Source organism: Vibrio sp. GJ43-1 (genome assembly GCF_055808835.1).
In genome coordinates this window covers 1132817-1156272 of the sequence record NZ_CM147885.1, presented here as the reverse complement: position 1 = coordinate 1156272, position 23456 = coordinate 1132817, and the positions used below count along the sequence as shown (strand labels likewise).

Below are 23456 nucleotides of genomic sequence, written 5' to 3'. Positions count from 1 at the left end.
CACCCACATGCCGAAGACGAGCTAGATGCATCTCACTTATGAGAAACCAACGCTTAAGGTGACGGCTTTTTATCCGAAATATCAGATATTTCAAAATCCAAGTGTCCAGTGAGCATATTGACTGTTAGCTTATATTCACTCTTAGGATCTCCATGGTGCTTAAATTGAAACGGATAGGAATGTACTGGATAAAATAGTGGAACCTCATCGACAAGTGTAAGGTCGTAACCATCTTGTACATATACCTCTTGAATTTCTGCAAGCTGTCGCGCGGCTTTTTGCTCTAAGTGGCGCTCGTATTTGGGTTCTAGAGACGGATTTTTAGGATAACTGACGCCGTCATAGCTCATAGTACGAAGTGAATCATCGCTCCACACATAAAAATCTTTCCAACCCTTTGAGCGCCGCTCAGACATCAAGATAGGCTCTCTAACCACTGTCATACGGTTCAATTGTTCGCCTTTATCGTTAAAAAGGTAGGCGGTACAACCGCCTGAACCACAGAAATAAGATCCCTGCATTAACACCATTATTTCATCACGACCATCCAGATTAAGGTCCACCGCTCCCGCTTTATAGTGGGCGTTTTGCGGTGACGCTTCGAGCTTCTCTGGCAACAATATTTTTTGTTGGACTAATATATTGACGTTATCGAGTCCGAATCGTTCAGGTAAAGGTTCGTCCATCATTTGGGGCTGGCAACCCATTAGAGTTCCAAAGAAGAATATAACAACAAAGGCTTGTTTATTTAATGACAATCGGTTCACAACTTTTCCTAGTGCTTTGTTTTAAGTTAAGTGTATGAACAGATTGTCAATATCACAAGTTCAGGACAAACTATAGGGGCCATTTAGCCTGACGAATAGTCACAGACTAAGCGTCACTGGTTAAGCGCTGAAGTTTAAAGTGTAAACAGAACCCGAATAGCCAAAAGAATAAGAACAACACCTGAAATTTGATCAATAATACGCGCTTTCGACTTCAAAAACTTGAGTAAATAAGGTGAGGATAGCATCACAGTAATAAGCGTATACCAAAGCCCATCCACGACCAGCGGAGTCGCAATAATGATCGCCTTGTCTGACAGTTCACTTCCTACCGCAACAAACTGGCTAAAAAGCGCGGTAAAAAACAATGCGATCTTGGGACTAAAAAGAGAAATAAAAAAACCTTCTTTCGCCGACGTTAACACCGACACTGGCTGGCCTGACTCTAATCGCTCAACTATCCCGCCCTTAGACCGCAGTGCATTGTAGCCTAACCACGCCAGATAAAGGGCGCCCATTAATGAAAGCGACTTAAAGACCAATGGAAACTGATGCAATAATACGGTTAAACCAAGTACGGTAACCAACGCATAAATACCAATTCCGACAGCGTGCGCCCAGGCGGTGGCAAAACCGTTCACTCGGCCACCAGATAAACTATGTTTGGCAACAATAGCTAAACTCGGTCCGGGTGACATCGCACCAAGTAAACAAATCGTAAAAAGTGAAATCCAAGTTGTTAGTGTCATTTTTGCTCCTTATTAACAGAGCAACTCTACACCAAGTTGTCTTAGCAGAGAACCGATTAACTGCTAATGAATCAATATTATAGCGAGTCGTATCCTGACTGAGCTTGTATTACGACCGAGCGTAACGATGTTTAAGCCTTAAGATACCAGAGCACTACGTTACTTAAGATCACGATGCCTCTGTATTAACATGGTCTAATGGCAAAATTTGCCCAGAAACGACCTGATTTTTACCATTATTTTTCGCTTGGTACATCAACTTATCTGCGTCTGCCAGTGTCTTACAGTCTTTTGCCTGTTGATACACAGCACAACCTACGCTGATGGTAATTGGGGTGTAATCAATATCTGGGAGCATAATCTCTCGCACCAATCGACAAAGGTGCCGAGCGTGCCTAGTGGATTGTTCAATGTTGCTGTCACAATAGCAGATAGCAAACTCTTCCCCACCAATACGAGCAAAAACTTGGCCATCAGAAATGGTTGCCTTAACGGTATTGACTACCGAACGAATCACCATGTCACCATTTATATGACCGTATTGATCATTCACTAACTTAAAATTATCGATATCGATAATGACAACCGTAAGCGTAGATTGGCGATTCCTAAACAGCTCCAAACACTGAAAGAAACGACGGCGATTACTTAACCCTGTGAGCGCATCGGTTTCTGACAAAAATTTAAGATCCTTGTTTATTGCGGCAAGTTCACCGGTTTTTTTACGTACATTGTAGCGAAGTAACACAGCGTAACCGCCAATCAGTAGACAAAATAGACTCAATGCAAGCGGCAATAAATACTGAGGATAAACGGTTCTTATGTGCATCCATTTACTGAATACACGCTGCTTTTCTTCTGAACTAATATTGTGAAACCGCTCTGAGACCTGAGAGAGTAATTGACTATTAGACCGTTCAGAAGCGGCGTATAGCGTCCCGGTGTATAAGCGTTTAACGGCTATAAAGTCTTGGTTTACTCCCTCACTGTAAAGATAATAATTCGCCACTTGCAAGTCTGCACTAAAAACCAAAATATCGCCTCGAAGTGCCGCGTTGATCATATCTTCATTATTTTTAAACGCCTTTAATGACACATTGGGGAAATTTTTACGTAAGTGAGATTCTTCATATCCACCACGTACCACACCTACGTCATAACTATGAGAACCGAGTAAAAAATCGTTAACATTAAAGCTCACCAACTCTTGATGAAAATAGAGTTGATTGTCAATTTGTAGTAGCTCTATCGCAAACTCTAAAAATTCCTCACGCTCCGTTGAGCGTAACAATCCGGCATGAATATCGACTTGTCGATCTCGAACTAAATCAATGGAGGATTGCCAATCAACTAATTTAAAGACCACTTCAACATCATTGGCTTGACCATAACTTTTCCATAAGTCAATTAATATACCCGATGGTTTACCATCATCATCAAGATAGGAATACGGTTTCCAAGCCTTAGAGTTAGAAATCGTTAATGTTTCATGGGCAGCTTGAACATTTAACGTGCAACAAATCAGAGCGACCATCAAAAACTGACGCACCACCGATTGAAGTAAACTCACAACGTTTCTCCAGCTTCATCACAGTAATTATTTGTAGTCCCTTATGTATAGACACTTTTTATGTGACATGCTGCCAAAAAAATCAGCAAATACGACCTAAATCGCATAAATAACTAATTAATCATTAAGAAGATTCTTAACGCTAGACTTTCGGTTCTCTCAGTACATTCAGTCACCAAAAAAAGGCCATGCGTTGTCGCGATCTAGCAGCAAACAACCGACGATCCAAAAACGGTTGTTCGCCACCTGATACCACTAACCGTTTAAAGCAAACTTTACCGCAGCAGCAGAGTGAATTTTGGTCGTATCGTACAACGGCACCGGAGTTACCTCCTCATTAATTAGCATCGCTATTTCCGTACAACCCAAAATAATCGCCTCTGCGCCTTGCTCCTTCAAATCTGCAATGACTTCTAAGTAATCTTGACGGGAGTTTATTTTTACTTCCCCCTGCACCAATTCTCGATAAATGATGTCATGAACAAGCTTTCTTTGGACACCATTCGGTACCAGTACTTTGATGCCTTGAGCTTCAAGACGTTCTTTATAGAAACGTTGCTCCATGGTAAAGGCGGTGCCGAGTAAACCCACGATTCGGCGATCGTCTTTGTTTAATTCGTCTGCTGTTGCATCGGCAATATGAATCAACGGAATGGATACGCTACTTGCCACATCATTGGCGACTTTATGCATAGTATTGGTGCAGATTAACAGACAATCTGCACCCGCCGATTCTACAGCTTTTGCGGCTTTACTCAAGATAGTCACGGTTTGTTGCCAATCTTCGCTGTTCTGTAGTGCAGCAATTTCTGCAAAATCGACACTGTACATCGCAATTTTCGCGGAATGAAAACCACCAAGTTCAGATTTAACCCCCTCATTGATGGCTTTATAATAATTCGTTGTTGATTCCCAGCTCATACCACCAAGTAACCCTATCGTTTTCATGCGTCAGCTTCCCTCATCACCATTAATGTCATTTTAACTTAAGCAATACCACACAACTCTTCAAGTTAACGGCCTCAATACTGCTAAATAATAACCGTCTTTATTTCATTCATAGATTTCACAGGTGTGACTCTCACCATGCATAGCGCAAAGTGCGCTGACCAGTAAAAAAATTCGTGAATATATTAAAGTTCGCCAAATCGGCACCGATAATATACTTAGCTATACAAAACAATGTACTCAATAGCGAGTGCACATTCACAGCAATAATAATAAAAACAACGACAGTAAAAGCTAAATCGTTGAAATACCATGTTAAATTTAAGGTAATGTATGAAATTTAGTCACAAAATCGTCTCTGCTTCCGCAGCCTTGCTGCTTGTCACTGTATCAACGCTCGGCATCACGCAACTGATGACGGTTCGAAGCGAATTACAAACTCATATCGACTCTAGCATCCACGAGCTCATATCCGGGGTAAAAAGCACCATTTCATATGATCTGAATGCCAAACGCGATTTAGCTAGCGCAGTGACCGAATCTATCGAGATCGCACCTAACGATCGTCACTACGTGACAAAGGTCATCACTACGCCAACGCTTAGAAACACCTTCCAAGCGGTCGGTATTGGTTATGACGATACTGGTACCTTAGTGAGTAATGATGGTTGGGTTCCTGATGCAAACTATGATGCTCGTACGCGTCCATGGTATAGCGAATCTAAGATGGCCCGTGACACGATCATTACTGACCCTTACGTCGACTCCTCGACCAAAAACGTCATTATTTCTCTCGGTTCACCTCTTAATGACACTGATGGTCAATTTATCGGAAGTGTGGTGTTTGATGTTACATTGACCACACTGGCAGACATGGTTAACCAAACCGATCTCTTCGGTGCGGGCTATTTGTTTGTTGTGACTGACAAGGGCATGACGATTGCACATCCAGATAGCAGCTTAAATGGCGAACCTATCGGCGCTTTCCTTCCTAATGTTGCATTAAAGGAAGGCGCTCAGCAGCTCAGCTTTGATGGAAAAGAGTATCAAGTTAACTTAGTTCTCGTCCCTGAAGAAAACTGGTATGTGGGCGCAATCATTGATAAAGGCATCGCTTTTTCGGCAATGAGTGAACTGCGTAACCAATCCATCTTCTTCATCATTTCAGGTCTGATTGTTAGTGTAATCGTACTAACATTGCTCATTCGCGTGTTAATGAAACCACTAAATGAACTAAACTCAGCTATCCAAGATGTTGCCAATGGTGATGGTGACCTAACTCACCGCCTAGATACAAATACCGATGAAGAGTTCGCTGAACTTGCTCGTGGGTTTAATACCTTTACAGAAAACTTGCAAGGACAAATCATTCAGTCAAAACTCATTTCCTCAAAAATCATGCAGTTAACTGAGCAGACGACGGAAGGTTCTAAGCAATCAGCCGAGGCGATGACCACCCAACTGCAAGAGCTAGAACAACTCGCTACCGCAATGAATGAAATGGCCAGTACGTCTGCTGAAGTTGCCAACAATGCACAAGGGGCTGCAAGCGCGGCTCAAGAGGCCGATAACGCCACTCAAGAAGGTTCAACGGTCGTCATGGATACGACTGAAGCCATCACAACGCTTTCTGCAAGCATTGACGACGCGGTTCATGAAGTGCAAGGGTTGGAGACTGCCACTGATAATATTGAAACCATCTTAAAGGTCATTAACGATATTGCTGACCAGACGAATTTATTAGCTCTCAACGCTGCCATCGAAGCGGCGCGAGCAGGGGAATCTGGACGAGGGTTTGCCGTTGTCGCTGATGAAGTCCGCACTCTGGCGCAACGCACGCAACAATCGACAACAGAAATCCGCAGTATGATTGAACAATTACAATCTGGTGCACACTTGGTTTCCAATGCCATGACGCAAAGTAAAGGCAGCGCTGTTCAAGCCGTAGAGCGCGCACAGCAAGCCAACGACGCACTTGAAAAAATTCGTCAGTCTATTGCGCAAATCTCGGACATGAATATGCAGATTGCTGCTGCAGCTGAAGAACAAAGCTTAGTCGCAGAGGAAATTAACTCTAACACCATTAAGATTAAAGACTTAAGTGAACTAGTTTCTGATTCGGCAAAAGGCGCTAATGAAGCAATGAAAGAGCAAACCTCAAACGTTCACCAACAAGAGCAATTGCTAGGCAGCTTTAAGGTGTAAGGTGTAAGGTGTAAGGTAAAAACTCACCAACTAAATTAGGCCACGCTTGATGACGTGTCCTATTCACAATTAAAAAGGGGTTAGCACTGAGTGCTGACCCCTTTTAATAATATTTGGTTCTATACTGTATATGTCTCAAAGGCAAACCGATAAAATCAGCGCTATTTAAGCTCACCATATCGTTCAAGATACAAAATAGTCGCCGCGGTTCGAGAAGGTACTTGAAGCTTTCTCAACAGGCTTTTCATATGCACTTTCACTGTCGATTCAGAGATAAACAAGCGGTCAGCGATCTGTTTATTTCTAAACCCTTTCGCGACTTCCTGAAGAATTTGCGTTTCGCGTTCGGTTAGCGAAGAGAATACATCTTCCGTGCTACCACGCTCCTCAAGGTATTTTTCAATCACGCTACTGAATGCTTTTTCACCAATAGATAAACCATTCAATCTTTCTATGATTTCGTCAGGCTCAGTGTCTTTGAGTAAGTAGCCGTCCGCCCCTGCCTTAACCAGTGATTCAATATCTGCAGGACTGTCTGAAACCGTTAAGATGACGATATGTCCCTGAAAGTCGTCTTCGCGTAGTGCTTTTAGAGTATCTAAACCCGACATACCTTTCATATTCAAATCAAGCAAAATTAAGTCTGGATTATGCTCTTTTGCCATAGCAACCGCATCCGCACCATTACTCGCTTCTGCTATAACATCAAACTCATCTTCAAAACTCAACAACTGCCCAATACCACGCCTCATTAGCGGGTGGTCATCGACTAATAGGACTTTACATTCACTCACTCTGTGGCTCCTTACTTCTTTGAAACATTAACACCACTTCACATCCAGCATTGTGTTCTGCATTCACTGTCAGCTGCGCATTTAAACGCGCAGCTCGTTCTTGCATAATACTCATACCATAGTGGTTTAGCTTTTCAGTATTTTGGTCGAACCCTACACCATCATCTGTAATTTTAACAGTAACAAAGCCATTATCTTCTTCGATACACGAAACCGTAATGGTAGTGGCATAGGCATGTTTGATCGCGTTAAGTACCGCTTCACGAATCAGCTGTAATAAATGAACTTGCTCATTCGCGCCTAATTCTAATGAGGATAGCTGATTATCTAGATCAATCTCAGCTTCGGTCCGTTCATCGAGTTGGTGCAACATTTCTGCGATTGCTTCGCCAAACGTTCCCTCTTTAATCGAGAGGCGAAACGTCGTCAGCAACTCACGAAGCTGGGTATAGGCGCTATCTAATCCCGTACGGATGTCATTCAACACCACTTGCGAACGGCTTCTCTGCAGATCTGTCATCTCTTTCGATAACGAACGGTTTAGTAGTGTTACCTGTATTTTCAAGTAAGACAATGACTGAGCTAGAGAGTCATGTAATTCACGTGCAATCGTGGCTCGCTCCTCCATTAAAATTATATGCTCACTTTGTCTCTGTGCTTTGTTGTAATAGACGGCCCGAGCTAGGATCAACACAAAGTTATCAATCAATTTTTCATCAGGGCACGGAAGACCAGGCTGATAACGAAGGGTACCTAGTGTTTGCCCGTCAAGATAGAGCACCTTGGTATGAATGGGGTGTTCAGTAAACTGACCTTCTGTCGCTATCCACGGGCGACCTTCCACCTCATCAACTTTTAATTCTACTGCCACGACACCTTCAACACTGTAAATATAAGTCAGTATGGCGCGAAAATTCTCATGCGAAATTCGTGTCGCCGCCAGTTCTTGCGACGATTTATACAACACTTGCAATGACTGATGCGCATGCTGTAGCTTGTGGGTCTTTTTCGTTCACCGCAAACTCTAAACCTCGATAGAGTTTCCCGAGATCTTCAGCCATATTTTGAAATGCCCGAGACAAGATGCCCAGTTCATTATCTGAGCGAATATCCACGGACACATCAAAAGAGCGATTCTGTATTTGCTCGCTTGCCGATATAAGCTGTCCGAGCGGGCGTACTACTTGCCTCCTCACAAACAAAACGACATACACTGCGACAATCAAAATACCACCAAGTCCAAAACCTCCAGCCCACGCTAGACGAATCAGCTTATTTTCTGAGTGTTCTTGCAAATTAAGCACAAAGTGATCGATTCTATCGACAAAATCCGCCACTAAAAGTAGGTACTCAGCTCTATCGTTACCATCGAGCACTTTTTTCAAATCATGCCAACGATATATGAGCTGATAATATTCATGAGTAATATTTTCTGGCACATCCCATGCTTGCAGAGCGAGCATGGACGGTGAGTACAAAGACGCTTCAAATTGTTTAACATGTAGGTAGTACAGCGAAGAGTCCGATTGGATATCATGGGCAAGTCGATAACTTTGCATTCTCATCGAACCTGATACGTTCACCGCTTCAGCATCATTCAAACTTGACGCTAACGTTAGAATGGCAAAATTCGTTGTCACCACCGACAACAATAGAATACAAATCATGGCTTTTGCTATTGTTCCAGTCAATGATTTGCTCGGCTTTTTCATATTTTGTTCATCTCATCTATAACTTTCTAAATTCATGTCATTGTGTCGGAATTTCAAGATCACACTATGTCTATCAAAGGCGTGTAATTTATTGATCCAAAACAATGATAGCCTACAATTACCTCCTAAGGGGTATTTATACAAATGTGTCAAAACTTACAATTTATATGATTATTAATTAAAGATTGTTAACAGAACGCATCGCTCCTAACTAGAGTAATAAAAGTGTCGCGTACAGTCTTTATCGGTGGTGTGAATGGTTGATATTTCGAAGCGTCGTTTTTTTACCCGCAAAAACATTGATAGCAAACAAATACGGTTACCTTGGGTTAATGAGCTCCAGACGTTTACTGATCTGTGTACTCGATGCGGGAAGTGTGTCGATGCATGTGAGACGGGTATCATCGAACATGCTGACGGCGGCTACCCAAGTATCAACTTTACAATAGACGAATGCACCTTTTGCTATAAATGTGCAGAAATTTGTCCAGAGCCTATATTTAATAATAAAGACAGCCAGCCTTGGAACGCCAAAGCAAGCATCACAGACTCCTGCTTAGCACATAAAAATGTCGAGTGCCGAAGCTGCGGGGATGCTTGTGAAACGATGGCAATCCAATTCAAGTTAAGATTGGGTGGCGTGGCTTTACCAGAAATCGAGTTAGGTGAATGTAGTGGTTGTGGCGCATGTGTGTCTATCTGCCCCACTTCATCAATCTCTGTGAGCAATTTATAAAAACAATGAGAAGAACTGTTTATGTCACTAAATGAAGTGCACATTTCAAGTTTAGTAGTTCACTGTCGGGCAGAGTGCCTCACAGAAATCAAAGCGCAAATCGAAGCATTCGATAACGCTGAAATTTATGGTGAAAGTGAAGACGGCAAAATTATTGTCGTTTTAGAAACTGAAAATCAAGGTTACGTCACTGACACGATTGATGCTATCAACAACTTACCGAATGTCCTTAATACTGCTTTAGTCTATCACCAAATAGAGACTGGGTTGGAAGAGGATTCAAACGATAACACTGGAAGTAACCATTCCCAACTTGAGGGTGAAGTATGAAAATGACAAGACGAGCGTTCGTGAAAGCGAACGCAGCGGCATCAGCAGCCGCAGTAGCCGGTATCACTCTACCCGCTTCTGCGACCAATCTGATCGCTAGTTCAGATCAAACAAAAATCACGTGGGATAAAGCGCCTTGTCGCTTTTGTGGTACTGGCTGTTCAGTTTTAGTCGGAACACAAAATGGTAAAGTTGTTGCGACACAAGGTGACCCTGAAGCACCTGTGAACAAAGGTCTGAACTGTATTAAAGGCTACTTCCTCTCAAAAATTATGTATGGTAACGATCGTCTGCAGCAACCTCTGCTGCGTATGACTGATGGTAAATACGATAAAGAAGGTGAGTTCACTCCGATTTCTTGGGATCAAGCTTTCGACATTATGGCAGAGAAATGGAAAGCCTCACTGAAAGCAAAAGGACCAACTAGTGTCGGTATGTTTGGCTCTGGCCAGTGGACAGTCATGGAAGGTTACGCCGCGGCGAAGATGATGAAGGCGGGCTTCCGCTCAAACAACATTGACCCGAACGCACGTCACTGTATGGCATCTGCGGTTGTAGGTTTCATGCGCGCATTTGGTATCGATGAACCAATGGGCTGTTACGACGACTTCGAAAATGCGGATGCTTTTGTACTTTGGGGCTCTAACATGGCAGAAATGCACCCAGTACTCTGGACTCGCATTACAGACCGTCGATTAAGCCACCCACACGTAAAAGTGAACGTCCTTTCTACTTATTACCATCGTTCATTTGAACTTGCTGATGAAGGTTACATCTTTGAACCACAGTCTGACCTAGCCATTGCAAACTTCATTGCGAACTACATCATTCAAAACGATGCTGTAAACTGGGACTTTGTTAACAAGCACACTAACTTCAAGCAAGCTGACACAGATATCGGTTACGGCCTTCGAGATGATAACCCACTTCAAAAAGAAGCGGCGAATCCAAACTCAGGTAAGATGAGCGCTATCAACTTTGAACAGTACAAAGCCTCTGTTGCCCCTTATACTGTTGAAAAAGCGTCTGAAATTTCTGGTGTCTCAGAAGAAAAACTGATTCAGCTTGCGAAGCAATACGCGGATCCAAACATTAAAGTGATGTCACTATGGACAATGGGCATGAACCAACACACACGTGGTGTTTGGATGAATGGTCTGGTTTATAACATCCACTTATTGACCGATAAAATCGCCACTCCTGGTAACAGCCCATTCTCTCTAACGGGTCAACCGTCAGCGTGTGGTACCGCGCGTGAAGTAGGTACGTTTGCGCACCGTCTACCAGCAGATATGGTCGTTGCTAATCCTAAACACCGTGCTATTGCCGAAAAAGAATGGAAATTACCAGAAGGTACCATTCCACCAAAACCAGGTTTCCACGCGGTACTGCAAGACCGTATGCTTAACGACGGCGTACTAAATTGCTATTGGGTCCAATGTAATAACAACATGCAAGCGGGTCCTAACATCAACGAAGAGCGTTTACCTGGTTACCGTAATCCAGAAAACTTCATCATTGTGTCTGACCCATACCCAACAGCAACAGCGCAAGCTTATGACCTTATCCTTCCAACCGCAATGTGGATTGAAAAAGAAGGCGCATACGGTAACGCAGAGCGTCGTACTCAAGCTTGGTATCAACAAGTAGGTACGGTTGGCGAAGCAAAATCGGACCTATGGCAAGTAATGGAATTCTCTAAGCGCTTCATGATGGAAGATGTATGGCCGGAAGAGTTACTTGCAAAAGCACCAGAGTACCGTGGTAAAACCATGTACGACATGCTGTTTGCAAATGGTCAAGTCGATAAATTCCCTATCGAAGAAGCCCGTGAACTGAACGACGACGCTCACCACTTTGGTTACTACGTCCAAAAAGGCCTCTTTGAAGAGTATGCCGCATTCGGTCGTGGCCATGGCCATGATTTAGCCCCATACGATACCTATCACCAAGTTCGCGGCTTACGCTGGCCTGTTGTTGATGGTAAAGAAACACTATGGCGTTACAAAGAAGGCTCTGATCCCTATGCCAAGAAAGGCTCTGGCTGGGATTTCTATGGTAAACCAGACGGCAAAGCTTGGATTATTTCAGCGCCATATGAAGCGCCACCGGAAGTACCAAACGAAGAGTTTGACCTTTGGTTATGTACAGGCCGTGTTCTTGAGCACTGGCATACCGGTACAATGACACGCCGTGTTCCAGAGCTGTATAAAGCCGTCCCAGATGCGGTATGTTACATCCACCCAGAAGATGCCAAGTCACGCGGTCTGCGTCGTGGCGACGAAGTTGTGATGTCTAACAAGCGTGGTGAAGTACGAGTTCGTGTTGAAACACGTGGTCGTAACCGTCCGCCTCAAGGATTGGTATTTGTACCATTCTTCGATGCACGAATCTTGATTAATAAACTGATCTTAGATGCAACTGATCCTCTGTCTAAGCAGACGGACTTCAAGAAGTGTCCAGTGAAAATTACTAAAGTTGCGTAATTAGAATCAAGAATATGTTGTGAAGCTGTCCAACTTTTTGGGCAGCCTTCGAAGAATTAGCCATTTGGCGGAGAATATAAAATGAAAAAACTGTTAGTCGCTGTTCTTTCTGTTGGTGCGTTGCTTACTGGCCTAGCACAAGCAGAGCTGAATAACCCTGGTGGCATTGGTGGTGTTGAATCACTACGCGGTGCGTCTGAGTTGGAAGATACTCGTCCTGCTGACGATTTCAAAAAATACCCCCGAGATCAAGTCATCGAAAGTGATTATGTATACCAGCCACCATTGGTACCACACCAAATCCGTGGATATGAAGTATCACTTAACGCAAACAAATGTTTAGCCTGTCATAGTTGGAAAAATGCGAAAGAAATGGGTGCGACAAAGATCAGCGTGACTCACTACATGAACCGTGAAGACGCTGTACTTGCCGATGTTTCTCCTCGTCGTTATTTCTGCTTGCAGTGCCACGTTCCTCAGGCAGATGCAAAACCACTAGTTGGTAACGATTTTGAACGCGTTGATTCACTGCGTGATAAATAGCCATAGACGTTAAGAGAGGCTATATATGAAACTTTTAAAAGCATTTTGGATGCGTTTAAAGTCCCCAAGCAAAGCCGCAGCTGGCATTATACTCTTTATGGGTTTCGCTTAGTGGTTTGTTATTCTGGGGTGCTTTCAACACGGGAATGGAAGCAACCAATACAGAAGAATTCTGTTCTGGTTGTCATGCACCAATCGTCGCTGAGATCCAAGAAACAATCCACTACTCTAACCGCTCAGGTGTTCGAGCTATCTGTTCTGATTGCCACGTCCCTCATGAATGGACAGACAAAATTGTACGTAAGGTTCAGGCATCGAAAGAGTTGTTTGCTCACTTTGTCACCAGAACGATTGATACGCCTGAGAAATTCCAAGCCCGCCGAGCGCACCTCGCAGAAAGGGAATGGGCTCGCCTAAAAAATAATGATTCATTGGAGTGTCGTAACTGTCACGAATTTGAATTTATGGATTTCTCAGAGCAAGGCCCTCGAAGCGTGAGACAGCACTCGACAGCTCTAGCATCAGGTGAAAAAACGTGTGTAGATTGTCACAAAGGCATCGCGCACAAACTACCAGACATGCATGGCGTTGAAGGTTGGCAATAAGGAGCACTAAATGAGTACATTAGAGTCGTTTATTTGGCACGCACTTGGCTATGCCGCCATGCCAGTGATTATACTTTCGGGTTTTGCTGTTGTGGCAGCCGTATCACTTTGGTTCTTATCGTTAAGTAAAGATAAAGAGTTGTAAGCGAAAGCCAATATTAAAAAGCAGACGTAATAACGTCTGCTTTTTTCGTTGGCATTAACCAAAATAACCTATGTAATTCACTCTCTCGAAATCACTTCGTGAGCCATCAATAGCCGTCGCTACCGCCCTCTTCTTGTTTAAAGGCTGAAGGGATGGGTCATAGACGCTCACTTCCCCCTTACACTATAGTTCGAAACAAAACCTGCCGTTAAAAAACAACACCTGTCGTCGTGTTTAGGTAGATTTTATTCGATACGTCAAGACCACCACAGTAAGTAAAATAGACATTATCAGGATGACTCATCGACTTTATCCAACCACCAACCTGCTCAAAATCATACAAACGACACTGCTTACTCTCTAATAGCGCCGTTGACGTATCCATAAAACGCGCCTGATGCAGATTATAGTCGTCACTTTGAGACAGATATCCCGCTAAAATTTCCTGCCACTTGCTGCCCGTTAAGCTCACTGCCTCTCTGGATAAATCACTAATGCGAACCCATTGAGACACTTCTTCTTCACCTTCTTCCATTTGATAAATGGGCGCGATTCGAATCCATTCCGCGGTATGCTCCATCACTCGTAGTTTTTCACCATAATAAGCGGTCCCATCGACTAACGCCTGTTCCGTAGGTTGAGCATGAATTGGCACATAAGCTTTGGAAACGAAGTAATGACTCGGTGAGTCGATGGCTGGATCTTGCGTGGTTTCTTGCGTTTCCTCATGCGGTGTAGGAACGATGACTTTTCTCTCAGAGACAACCGCATGTTTTAGCGCTCCACTGTCTATCGGTTCATCATCACTGGCTAAAAAACCATACCAATAGATAGCACCCGCAAAGCCAATAACCAGTATGATAATTGCAGCAATCCAAAATTTCTTTTTCACATTCATCTCATTAAAAATGTCATTCTCGACTATATTAACGCTCAAACTAGGACAACGTTAATACGCAGTTTAGAACTAAGGTCACAATCTCAGCACACTATTTTATAGTGCAGGGCAATATTTCCTTGAAAACCAATCACCACAAATGATACAAACACACATCATTTATGGTAAGTCGGTTTTTATGTTTGTAGCCATAACGTATAATTCAATTTAACGCGTAACACATTAAATTGCATAACAATTGTACGCTATATCATTACTACCATTAAATCGACCGTAACGCTATTTTGTTCATTTACCCTATACCATAGCGCGTCAGTTATTTTCTCGCTACTGGGCCAGAATCAACTAGTCTAATTAGAGACTCGTCTACAAGGAATCTCGGTGTCGAATATCCGTATCTGTACATCAGTGTCACGACTGAACACGATAATTAAACGAATTCGCCTCTCTGATATGGCAAAATTGTCTTCAGCCAACGGTATAGATGACCATTTTATCAATAGATTCCACCTTGTAAATATTGAGCACCGATCATTCACCGCTTTATTAGGCAAAGTGAATTAATGAGATTTAAATTTAAGCTTCAAGGCCAATACACATTTGTCACGTTTATGCTCGCAGTGACTTTAATACTAGTGAGCGCGTCGATCCACTTTTGGCTATCAGCAAAACAGTCTGAGCATCTACGCAGTGAACTCTCCGCTCGTTACGAGCTCGCAACTAAAACTCATCTAATGCAGAATGCACAACAAGTCTCACTCTACCTATCTCAAATTTTGGCAGAGCCACTAAAGCATTCCGATATGGAACAAGTCGCCAAACTCCTGTCGCCTTTACAGTCTTTACCGGAAAACCCGACACTCTTACTTTTAGACAGTAAGGCGCAATCATTAACGTCAGATATAAGTGCGCAGGTAACACACAATTTATCCGCTTTAGAGCAAAATCAACTCAAACAGCATGTAGAGGTGGTGTTTTCTCAGCGTAAAGCGATAACAGAGTTTCGCAAAAACACCTTTACGCGTCTGCAACCTATCTTCGCTGACCAAAAAGTCATTGCTGCGCTTTATATCAGCATGACTACAAACAGCATTCATAGTCATGTTGAGAGTGCGGATACGGTCGTCTCAACGATCAACGACCAAATAAACCAAGAGCTCTCAGTGATCTTATTTGCGGTATCAGCTGTGATGCTGATTTTTTCGGCCATTGCCGCTTCAGTGATCTCAAAACGTTGGAGTGACCCGATTACTAGCCTCACTCAACATACTAACGCTATTGGAAGAGGTGAGTTCGGCTCCACAGAAAATATCGCGACTGTCGAGCGTAACGATGAGATTGGTGAGCTAAGCACCGCAATTCGCGCGATGGCTGCAAAGCTAGAACAAAGAACACAAAAAATTACGCACCTTGCTTATCATGACGCGTTAACTGACTTACCAAATCGCACGCAATTTATTCAACACCTACAAAACACAATCAAATCTTACCCTGCGACGTCTTTCTCAGTACTCTTTTTAGACTTAGATGAATTCAAAGTCGTTAACGACAACTACGGTCATGATAGTGGTGATTTCTTACTCATTCGACTCGCAGAAAAGCTCACCCTTTGCGCGAAAGAGCTGACCAATAATCACCCTCTAACAATGATTTCACGTATTGGTGGCGATGAATTTTTAATGCTGATACCACACCTGAAATCAATTCAAGACGTGGACTCTGTCGTGCGCAAAATTTTTGTCGCTGTGCGATCCCCTATCCTCATGGAAAACGAAGAGTTAGTCGTAGGTGGCAGTATTGGTGTGGCACGCTACCCATATAACGGAAAATCAGCAGATGAACTGATAAAACATGCCGACATTGCGATGTATCGCGCCAAGTTTGACGGTAAAAACACCCATAAACTGTTTACACCAAAAATGTTTAAATCTGTTGTGCATAGAGCGAACATGGAGCGAGAACTACGCCGCTCGCTCGCAGATCTAAAACAATTCGAACTGTGGTTCCAGCCACTTGTTTGCCTAAAGACCGGAAAAACCGTTGGTGCGGAGTCTCTTGTTCGCTGGAATCACCCTACAATCGGGCTCATTTCTCCATTAGATTTCATCTCCATTGCAGAAGAAACGGCTATGATTCTTCCGCTTGGACAATGGCTCATTGAAAACTTATGCTTTCAAATCCAACAATGGATGCCCTATTTCGATAGCAACTTTCATGCATCGATTAATATTTCATCGAAACAACTATATAGACAAAACCTAGTCGAGATGTTCGCGTTCTATATGGAAAAATATCAGGTACCACCACGTACCATCCGTATGGAAATAACAGAGAGTCTCTTACTGCAAGATGAAGACGAGGCAGAAAAATCGCTTAAAGCCATTCGTGAAAGTGGTATAGAGGTATGGCTGGATGACTTTGGAACCGGGTATTCTTCGTTAAGCTACTTACGTCGTTTTACTGTAGACGGCATTAAAATCGATCAATCTTTCATCAAAGATATTACCACCGACGTTAAAGACCAGCAGCTGGTTCAGGCAATGATCGCCATGGCAAAGAACTTAGATTTATTAGTTGTTGCTGAGGGTATCGAAACACGTGAGCAAGCTAGAAAACTTGCCCAATTTGGCTGTCAAATCGGGCAAGGATATTACTATGACCGTCCAATCCCAGTCGATCAGTTCGTCAATCGATTAATCAACGAAAACGAATCCAACGTTATAAAGTTATAGCGCTCTCTCCCGAACGCTTCCTAGCAAATTCGCCATGCTGGCGAATTTGCTACTCTATAAATACCCGTTATAACGCTATGCGCCCATACATAAGAGCATATAGCTGTATTTGCTTCAACTAATGACCCATATTAACGATTAAGTCGCATATCGACTTCAACAGCGAGAGCAACCGATGCCCCCACCATTGGGTTGTTCCCCATACCAATGAAACCCATCATTGCAACATGTGCAGGTACTGATGAACTCCCTGCAAATTGTGCGTCTGCGTGCATTCGTCCCATGGTATCAGTCATACCGTAACTTGCAGGCCCAGCTGCGACATTGTCAGGGTGTAGTGTACGCCCCGTACCGCCGCCCGAAGCAACTGAAAAATACGGTTGTCCTTGATTCAACCTTTCCGATTTATATATTCCCGCAACCGGGTGCTGAAATCGCGTTGGATTGGTTGAATTGCTAGGTAATACTTACATCTACGCCTGCGGTATGCATGATAGCAACACCTTCACGCACATCGTCGGCGCCATAACACAAGATCTCTCCTCGCTCACCTTTTGAAAACCGCTTACGGCTCACTTCCGTTAGATCACCGGAGGTATAATTGAATTGGGTACGTACATAAGTAAATCCATTAATTCGCGCAATCAAGTACGCTGCATCTTTGCCTAGCCCATTAAGAATCACTCGTAACGGGGTTTGGCGGGACTTGTTCGCATTCAGTGCGATTTTGATGGCACCTTCCGCCGCCGCAAAAGACTCATGTCCAGCAAGAAAAGCAAAACATTGGGTGTCGTCACTCAGTAAACGAGCGGCCAACGCACCATGGCCTAATCCGACCAACCTTTGCTCCGCCACACTACCGACTTTACAAAAAGCTTGTAAGCCTTCACCAATTATCTTCGCCGCACTAGCCGCATTGCCTGCCTGCCTATAAATTGCTAACGCGGTGCCTAACGTATAGGCGTCACAAGCGTTATCAAAGGCAATGGGTTGTGTATCTAATACCAGTTTTGGGGGATCAATATGTCTTTCAAGACAATACTGGTAAGCCTCTTCAATCGAGGTCAGATTCATTTCACTTAGTAACATTTGTTTGTTCGCAGTCATAATCGTGTCCTCAATTTAGTTTTGACGTGGGTTAACCGTGGTCGTTGCTTCATCAAAGCGGCCGTACGTCCCCTTCGCAGATTTCATTGCTTGATCAGCAGAGGAGCCGTTATTAACCTCGGCCATCATCTTGCCTAAATTAAGATACTCATAACCGATGATTTCACCGTTTTCATCTAATGCAAGGGCCGTCACATAGCCTTCCGCCACTTCCATATATCGTGGGCCTTTAAGCAATGTTGAGTAGCTGGTACCGACTTGGCTGCGTTGCGTTTTACCTAAATCTTCTAACGCCGCGCCAATTTCTAGTCCATCCAAGGAAAACGCTGATTGCGTGCGCCCATAAGCAAACTGTAAAAATATTTCCCTCATTGCGACGTTAATAGCATCACAAACAAGGTCGGTATTCATCGCTTCAAGGAGAGTTTTACCGGTAAGAATTTCTGACGCCATTGCTGCGGAGTGTGTCATGCCTGAACAGCCTATTGTTTCAATAAGCACTTCTTGAATGATGCCTTTTTTCACGTTAAGGGTAAGCTTTGCAGCGCCTTGCTGTGGAGCACAGGATCCGACACCATGGCTAAGACCAGAGATCGCGATAACCTCTTTCGGATTTACCCAACGGCCTTCAACAGGAATGGGGGCTGACGCATGAAGATCGCCCCTTTGGATCGGGCACATTGATTGGATTTCTTGAGCATATTGCATGGTGTTTTCCTTATTCAAGGAAAACAGGGGTTAGGGAAAATGAAACACCACTACAGTTCGCAACCTAATATTAGATTGTCTAAACAGAACCACCTGTTTTCAAAAACTGTAGGAGTCATCAGCCGAACGGCGGTTAAGTAGGTGGAACCCCATCACCTGTGATAAATAGTAGATCAAAATCACACTTCTATGCAATACGCCTCTCCATAACCATTTTTCATATCAATAATCGCCTTAGTACTCATTAAAGAATAAGCATCATGGTATCTTTCGTTACAAATTGCAGACATTAATAACATCAATGGTAAGATATAGTGATGTCAAGATATCGTCAGGAAGCGTTTTTTATTGCCACATTTCAGCAAGTAAGCGTTGCCGGGTTACCTATTGCTATTTAGAATCACCCCCTTTTATTTAAATTTGTTAACTGTTTAAAGTAGTCGCATTCTCACAAGACTACTTTGAAGGAGAAGAAAAGTGTCAATAACACCTTCAAGCCAGCAGACCAATGCCACCCATTGGAAAGTATGTTTGTTGCTTGCCATTGTCGCGGTCGTATTCAGTGGATTATTTGACCACGACGTATGGACGCCCGATGAGCCGCGCGTGGCAGCGATCATTCACAGCATGTACTTAACCGGGGATTACATTATCCCACAGTTTGCTGGTATTGCCTTTGTTGAAAAGCCTCCTGTGTTCTTCGTTATGTCAACGCTGCTTATGCAATTTACTGGTCTTGATGCCATCATGGCAGGTCGACTTGCACTTGCGCTTCTCTGTTTAGGCTCACTCGCGGCAACATATCGTATTGCGTTTCTTTTTAAAGGTGAAAATTTCGCCTGGACGGCGCTTGCGGTCCTGGGCACATTGGAAGGATTTATTCTCAACTTTCACTGGCTACGCGTTGACGCTGCGCTTATGTTTACCACTATTGCTGCGGTATGGGCATTTTCTGAAGCTTACTTACGTCAAAAGCTTGGCTATTTAATTGTGGCTAAGTGCGTTCACTGGCTTAGCGTTCTTAAGTAAAGGACCTGTCGCCATTGTATTGTGTATTGGCTTAGCTTGGGTTCCATTAGTCCTTAGAGCACTCTCGTTACGTAAACAGTTTCCTGATGAAGCGGCCTCGATGGGCCGATTCGTTGTTATGCATATTGTCGGTATTGCCGTCATGTGTCTTGTTGCCGCTAGTTGGATCTATCCGTTTTATAAAACAGCGTCACCGGAACTGTGGAAAGCCTGGTTTTGGGATAACCAAGTCGGTCGTTTAACTGGAAAGGCGACAGATACACTTGGCCATAACCACTCAGGGAAACCTTTCTATTACGTTAAGGGGGTGATGGAATACGGCGCACCTTGGACACCACTGCTTATTCTATGGCTTGGACATTTCTTCTATAAACTTCGCCAACCTAAACAGCTTAACTGGATTGATGGATTTTTAATCTTCTGGTTCACCTTAGCGATCTTCGTATTGTCTTACTCTGTGACGAAGCGCTCGATGTATTTGGCACCATTAATGCCTCTATTCGCCCTTATGATTGCGGACGCACTGCAAACATTTGCTGGCAAATGGTTAGATTGGTACCGTCGTGGGTGGTTGGCACTGATGTCATTCGTGCTAATTGCATTTGCTGTAGTTCCACTATGGGCGGGCTTGCTTCCAGCACATAAAATTCCACCTGCGCTGATGGCGTGGCTAACCTCTTGGCACTGGGTAGCGTTAATCCCGCTGGCTGCAATCGCGCTAATGATTGTCGTTGAACGCAAACCATGGCCTCAATGGAGTAAATTTGCCATCATCACTGCACTGTTCTTTTCAAGCGCCTTTACTTATCTATTCCCAGCTATAGATATCGCTAAAGACATGAAACCTGATTTACAAACATTTGTGAATCAAATACCTGAAGAGAAAAGAGAGCGTACTGCTAGTCTGCGTTTCTCAGAAACGATGACATCCATCTTCTTCCTCTATCATGATTGGGCGGTACCTGAAGTAAGTCTAGCCCGAGCTCAAGATATCCTTGATGGCGTCGATCCAGATTATGATTACGTTCTTTTAGACCGTAGTAATTCAGTGACTGAAATTCGCGAATTTACCGGACTACGAGGTGATACTCAATTCACGATTCTTGCGAAAGGTACCCCAAGAAGTGATAAGGTCAAAGACGCAGTTTTTTGGCTATCTCCTGACTAATTCGTCATTTAATTGCGAGACGCCTTAAACTTCAAATAAACGAGCGGTAACGCTCGTTTATTTTTCATACAAAACCCACCCTTACGTAATATGACGCATATATTTGCGCTAAGGATCACACTATTAAGGGTTGAATAATTTATTATGCAACTTCGCAATTTGTAACGTTAAATTCCATTCGGTATGGGTAATTATAAGCTATTGTTTTTAAAAGTAAAAACAATAACTATTTACTCAACAATCCAAGTAAGTAATGCTCTCAGCCCATCTATATCATCTTTCCATTTGATTCGAAATTCGCAAACGACTACCATGCTCGCGGTAAATTGGCTTACCCATAAAAACTATAACGATAAAGATTCGTTGGGGTTTGAGTAGCATGCTATCTAATAAAGCAACGCTCACTTCTCCAACCTTAATACAACAACATCAAAGGCGGACTACTGACATGTTTGAAGAAAAAACGTTCCAATTGATGCAAAGTACACTCATTGGAAAGGTTAAAAATATTGATATGATCCCTTGCTGTAGCAAAGAATCACTTATTGAAGCGCTAAATAGTGCCTCCTCTATCAATGACCTCATCGGCATTAACAAAGCCATTCTTAGGCTAATCAGTAAAGCTTAAATGTTGACTCACTAAGCTGTGCCACGTCGAACGAACCGTTGCATGGCTTTAAGTACTCGTCGATTTATCCACGACATAGATAGATAGATAAGCAAAAAAGGCGTTAACGATAGTAATCGTTAACGCCTTTTTATATTCCGGTATTTCTATTAAGTGGGTCTGGGTCTTTCAACCTAAGCATCGTAATTATGAATCTTGGCTACGACGCTGGCTTTTAAATTTTCGACCTAAATAAACGACACCAATCAACAACGCAATGTAGTAAAACCCTTCACTGACGTATTGCGCAAGTTCATCCTTACTTGGCAATGTAACGTCATGTAAACTAAGATCACTCAGCAATGACATCACCTGCTCAGACTTACCTGAATCAAATATCATCCAGACTGTAATAGCAATACACGCTAATAAAAATATCCAACTTCTCATGTACTTGCACCTATATTGCTTGGGTCTACGCGGTTAACCATATAATCCACACATCCCTATCACCCCAAAGTCTACGTGCAACCTATCAAGTCCGGTCAAAAATTTCAGTGATTAATCGCTAGTTTTTGGCAATAGCGAGGTGGGTAGCCCCCAATTATGCCGTTGAGATAAACGAGCAAGCTGGTCTAATTCATGTTGCGTTTCCTGCTTAAGCCATTCCACTAACTCATCAACGATAGCTGAGTCGGTACGTTTGTGGCAGTAATAGCGCCATGCACTATAGTGAACGGGGGCTTCTTGTGGGCAAAAAAGGTACTCTCGCTCGAGCTCCGGCAAAGCGAGCAATAGGTCTGTAACGGCAACACCTTGACCAGATAAACAAGCACTTAGTGTTAAGTCAAGAGTGTAAAACGTCGAGTTTCGTACAGGTTTCTCATCAGTATGACCAATTTTCTTTAGCCATACTCGCCAGTCGTGGTGATCAAGTGTTGGGTGAAGTCTAGGTAACGATAATAAGGTTTTCATATCCCCATGATTGTTCATTAATGGCTTAGTACACATAGGCGCCATGTATTCCTCGCGTAGGAATAGAATCTCTGGGTCATCTTCAAATTGCTTTCCATAACGAGTGGTAAAGACAAACAGATCATAATCTCCCGCTCTTAACCCTTCTTCTTCATCAATCACAGGAATCACAACAATTTCATTGTTCGGATAACGTTCACTGAGCTGCTGTATCTTGGGCAGCAAAGCACGAGTCGCAAAACTTAGCGCTGCTCGAATGACTATTTTTTGATTTGGCAACATGCGCCAAGATTCCAATAATGACTGCAACGCTAAATAATTTCGACCAAGCACTTCATACAGCTCCTTACCTTTCAGTGTTAACTGTATGCTGCGATGACCTCTTACAATTAGAGATGCGTTTAACTCATCCTCAAGCTGTTTGACCTGGCGACTCACTGCACTTTGGGTAACATTAAGCTCATTGGCTGCTAGCGTAAAGCTCATATGCCTTGCAACAACCTCAAATACTTTAAGGCTATTGTGCGAATAGGGAATACTTGAATATGGGTTCATATTTGTTCACATGATTATAAGTCATACCAGAGTGACACAAATGTTGCTTGAACACCATTGACACCAATATAAAATAGCCAAATCATT

The 23456-nt window shown here is 43.2% G+C and carries 19 protein-coding genes, 3 pseudogenes and 1 riboswitch; of the genes and pseudogenes, 11 read left to right on the top strand and 11 right to left on the bottom strand.

Annotated elements, in window-relative coordinates:
• Window positions 1-53 precede the first annotated feature (53 nt).
• From AC0L66_RS22590 to AC0L66_RS22575, 4 genes are all read right to left on the bottom strand, one after another.
• Window positions 54-758: a hypothetical protein gene (locus AC0L66_RS22590; RefSeq protein ID WP_473569490.1), complete on the bottom strand. Its 705-nt coding sequence runs from the start codon at window positions 756-758 to the stop codon at window positions 54-56.
• Between the two features lie 143 nt (window positions 759-901).
• A complete protein-coding gene (locus AC0L66_RS22585) occupies window positions 902-1516 on the bottom strand; it encodes a LysE family translocator (RefSeq protein ID WP_265677126.1) in 615 nt (204 codons plus the stop codon).
• Window positions 1517-1685: 169 nt separating this feature from the next.
• The gene (locus AC0L66_RS22580) at window positions 1686-3086 is read right to left on the bottom strand and encodes a sensor domain-containing diguanylate cyclase (protein WP_473569488.1); all 1401 of its coding nucleotides are present in this window, start codon (window positions 3084-3086) and stop codon (window positions 1686-1688) included.
• A 255-nt stretch (window positions 3087-3341) separates the two neighbouring features.
• The gene (locus tag AC0L66_RS22575; protein WP_265677128.1) at window positions 3342-4034 is read right to left on the bottom strand and encodes an aspartate/glutamate racemase family protein; all 693 of its coding nucleotides are present in this window, start codon (window positions 4032-4034) and stop codon (window positions 3342-3344) included.
• A 333-nt stretch (window positions 4035-4367) separates the two neighbouring features.
• Between AC0L66_RS22575 and AC0L66_RS22570 the strand changes: the two genes are divergently transcribed.
• Window positions 4368-6239 (top strand): methyl-accepting chemotaxis protein, encoded by a 1872-nt coding sequence (locus AC0L66_RS22570; RefSeq protein ID WP_265677129.1) that lies wholly within the window; start codon window positions 4368-4370, stop codon window positions 6237-6239.
• 161 nt (window positions 6240-6400) lie between these two features.
• Here AC0L66_RS22570 and AC0L66_RS22565 read toward each other — a convergent pair whose 3' ends face one another.
• Together AC0L66_RS22565 and narQ are read right to left on the bottom strand one after the other, a co-directional pair.
• Window positions 6401-7033: a response regulator gene (locus AC0L66_RS22565; protein WP_265677130.1), complete on the bottom strand. Its 633-nt coding sequence runs from the start codon at window positions 7031-7033 to the stop codon at window positions 6401-6403.
• Window positions 7026-8745: pseudogene (gene narQ / locus AC0L66_RS22560) on the bottom strand (nitrate/nitrite two-component system sensor histidine kinase NarQ). The gene AC0L66_RS22565 and the pseudogene narQ overlap by 8 nt, the downstream one beginning before the upstream one ends.
• A gap of 256 nt (window positions 8746-9001) precedes the next feature.
• Between narQ and napF the strand changes: the two are divergent.
• From napF to AC0L66_RS22530, 6 genes and pseudogenes are all read left to right on the top strand, one after another.
• Window positions 9002-9481: a ferredoxin-type protein NapF gene (gene napF, locus AC0L66_RS22555; protein WP_473569486.1), complete on the top strand. Its 480-nt coding sequence runs from the start codon at window positions 9002-9004 to the stop codon at window positions 9479-9481.
• 21 nt (window positions 9482-9502) lie between these two features.
• Window positions 9503-9811, top strand: a complete 309-nt coding sequence (locus tag AC0L66_RS22550; protein WP_265677133.1) for a chaperone NapD — start codon at window positions 9503-9505, stop codon at window positions 9809-9811.
• Complete coding sequence (gene napA, locus AC0L66_RS22545; protein ID WP_473569484.1) at window positions 9808-12297, top strand: periplasmic nitrate reductase subunit alpha; 2490 nt, start codon at window positions 9808-9810, stop codon at window positions 12295-12297. Before AC0L66_RS22550 ends, napA begins: the two co-directional genes overlap by 4 nt.
• Before the next feature lie 81 nt (window positions 12298-12378).
• On the top strand, window positions 12379-12840 hold the full coding sequence (locus tag AC0L66_RS22540) for a nitrate reductase cytochrome c-type subunit (protein ID WP_265677136.1): 462 nt from the start codon (window positions 12379-12381) through the stop codon (window positions 12838-12840).
• Window positions 12841-12865: 25 nt separating this feature from the next.
• Window positions 12866-13445 (top strand): annotated as a pseudogene (locus AC0L66_RS22535) (NapC/NirT family cytochrome c).
• A 10-nt stretch (window positions 13446-13455) separates the two neighbouring features.
• Entirely contained in the window at window positions 13456-13590 is a 135-nt protein-coding gene (locus AC0L66_RS22530) for a TIGR02808 family protein (RefSeq protein WP_265677138.1), read from the top strand.
• Between the two features lie 208 nt (window positions 13591-13798).
• Here the strand turns inward: AC0L66_RS22530 and AC0L66_RS22525 are convergent, their stop codons facing one another.
• On the bottom strand, window positions 13799-14482 hold the full coding sequence (locus tag AC0L66_RS22525) for an SH3 domain-containing protein (protein WP_473569482.1): 684 nt from the start codon (window positions 14480-14482) through the stop codon (window positions 13799-13801).
• A gap of 569 nt (window positions 14483-15051) precedes the next feature.
• Between AC0L66_RS22525 and AC0L66_RS22520 the strand changes: the two genes are divergently transcribed.
• On the top strand, window positions 15052-17220 hold the full coding sequence (locus AC0L66_RS22520) for a putative bifunctional diguanylate cyclase/phosphodiesterase (RefSeq protein WP_265677140.1): 2169 nt from the start codon (window positions 15052-15054) through the stop codon (window positions 17218-17220).
• A 131-nt stretch (window positions 17221-17351) separates the two neighbouring features.
• On the opposite strand, the pseudogene AC0L66_RS22515 reads toward AC0L66_RS22520, so the two are convergent.
• Window positions 17352-18327 (bottom strand): annotated as a pseudogene (locus AC0L66_RS22515) (GGGtGRT protein).
• Window positions 18328-18342: 15 nt separating this feature from the next.
• Window positions 18343-19035: an iron-sulfur cluster assembly scaffold protein gene (locus AC0L66_RS22510; RefSeq protein ID WP_265677142.1), complete on the bottom strand. Its 693-nt coding sequence runs from the start codon at window positions 19033-19035 to the stop codon at window positions 18343-18345.
• A gap of 102 nt (window positions 19036-19137) precedes the next feature.
• Window positions 19138-19201: riboswitch (Fluoride riboswitch) on the bottom strand.
• A 311-nt stretch (window positions 19202-19512) separates the two neighbouring features.
• Between AC0L66_RS22510 and AC0L66_RS22505 the strand changes: the two genes are divergently transcribed.
• The 3 genes from AC0L66_RS22505 (at window position 19513) to AC0L66_RS22495 (ending at window position 21860) form a co-directional block, all read left to right on the top strand.
• Window positions 19513-20064 (top strand): ArnT family glycosyltransferase, encoded by a 552-nt coding sequence (locus tag AC0L66_RS22505; RefSeq protein ID WP_473569481.1) that lies wholly within the window; start codon window positions 19513-19515, stop codon window positions 20062-20064.
• Window positions 20024-21232 carry a hypothetical protein gene (locus AC0L66_RS22500; RefSeq protein ID WP_473569480.1) on the top strand — a complete coding sequence of 403 codons (1209 nt, stop codon included), beginning with the start codon at window positions 20024-20026 and terminating at the stop codon, window positions 21230-21232. The genes AC0L66_RS22505 and AC0L66_RS22500 overlap by 41 nt, the downstream gene beginning before the upstream one ends.
• A 379-nt stretch (window positions 21233-21611) precedes the next feature.
• Entirely contained in the window at window positions 21612-21860 is a 249-nt protein-coding gene (locus tag AC0L66_RS22495) for a hypothetical protein (protein WP_473569478.1), read from the top strand.
• Window positions 21861-22046: 186 nt separating this feature from the next.
• Here AC0L66_RS22495 and AC0L66_RS22490 read toward each other — a convergent pair whose 3' ends face one another.
• Window positions 22047-22289, bottom strand: coding sequence for a hypothetical protein (locus AC0L66_RS22490; protein WP_265677145.1), 243 nt, complete (start codon window positions 22287-22289; stop codon window positions 22047-22049).
• A gap of 111 nt (window positions 22290-22400) precedes the next feature.
• Entirely contained in the window at window positions 22401-23369 is a 969-nt protein-coding gene (locus AC0L66_RS22485) for a LysR family transcriptional regulator (RefSeq protein ID WP_473569477.1), read from the bottom strand.
• Window positions 23370-23456 lie beyond the last annotated feature (87 nt).

Excerpts from the sequence above, each read along its gene's own strand:
- AC0L66_RS22585 (WP_265677126.1), bottom strand. The coding sequence starts at position 1,516 with ATGACACTAACAACTTGGATTTCACTTTTTACGATTTGTTTACTTGGT.
- AC0L66_RS22490 (WP_265677145.1), bottom strand. The coding sequence starts at position 22,289 with ATGAGAAGTTGGATATTTTTATTAGCGTGTATTGCTATTACAGTCTGG.
- napA (WP_473569484.1), top strand. The coding sequence starts at position 9,808 with ATGAAAATGACAAGACGAGCGTTCGTGAAAGCGAACGCAGCGGCATCA.
- AC0L66_RS22520 (WP_265677140.1), top strand. The coding sequence starts at position 15,052 with ATGAGATTTAAATTTAAGCTTCAAGGCCAATACACATTTGTCACGTTT.
- AC0L66_RS22540 (WP_265677136.1), top strand. The coding sequence starts at position 12,379 with ATGAAAAAACTGTTAGTCGCTGTTCTTTCTGTTGGTGCGTTGCTTACT.
- AC0L66_RS22575 (WP_265677128.1), bottom strand. The coding sequence starts at position 4,034 with ATGAAAACGATAGGGTTACTTGGTGGTATGAGCTGGGAATCAACAACG.
- AC0L66_RS22530 (WP_265677138.1), top strand. The coding sequence starts at position 13,456 with ATGAGTACATTAGAGTCGTTTATTTGGCACGCACTTGGCTATGCCGCC.
- AC0L66_RS22570 (WP_265677129.1), top strand. The coding sequence starts at position 4,368 with ATGAAATTTAGTCACAAAATCGTCTCTGCTTCCGCAGCCTTGCTGCTT.
- AC0L66_RS22495 (WP_473569478.1), top strand. The coding sequence starts at position 21,612 with ATGCTATCTAATAAAGCAACGCTCACTTCTCCAACCTTAATACAACAA.
- AC0L66_RS22550 (WP_265677133.1), top strand. The coding sequence starts at position 9,503 with ATGTCACTAAATGAAGTGCACATTTCAAGTTTAGTAGTTCACTGTCGG.
- AC0L66_RS22510 (WP_265677142.1), bottom strand. The coding sequence starts at position 19,035 with ATGCAATATGCTCAAGAAATCCAATCAATGTGCCCGATCCAAAGGGGC.
- AC0L66_RS22485 (WP_473569477.1), bottom strand. The coding sequence starts at position 23,369 with ATGAACCCATATTCAAGTATTCCCTATTCGCACAATAGCCTTAAAGTA.
- napF (WP_473569486.1), top strand. The coding sequence starts at position 9,002 with ATGGTTGATATTTCGAAGCGTCGTTTTTTTACCCGCAAAAACATTGAT.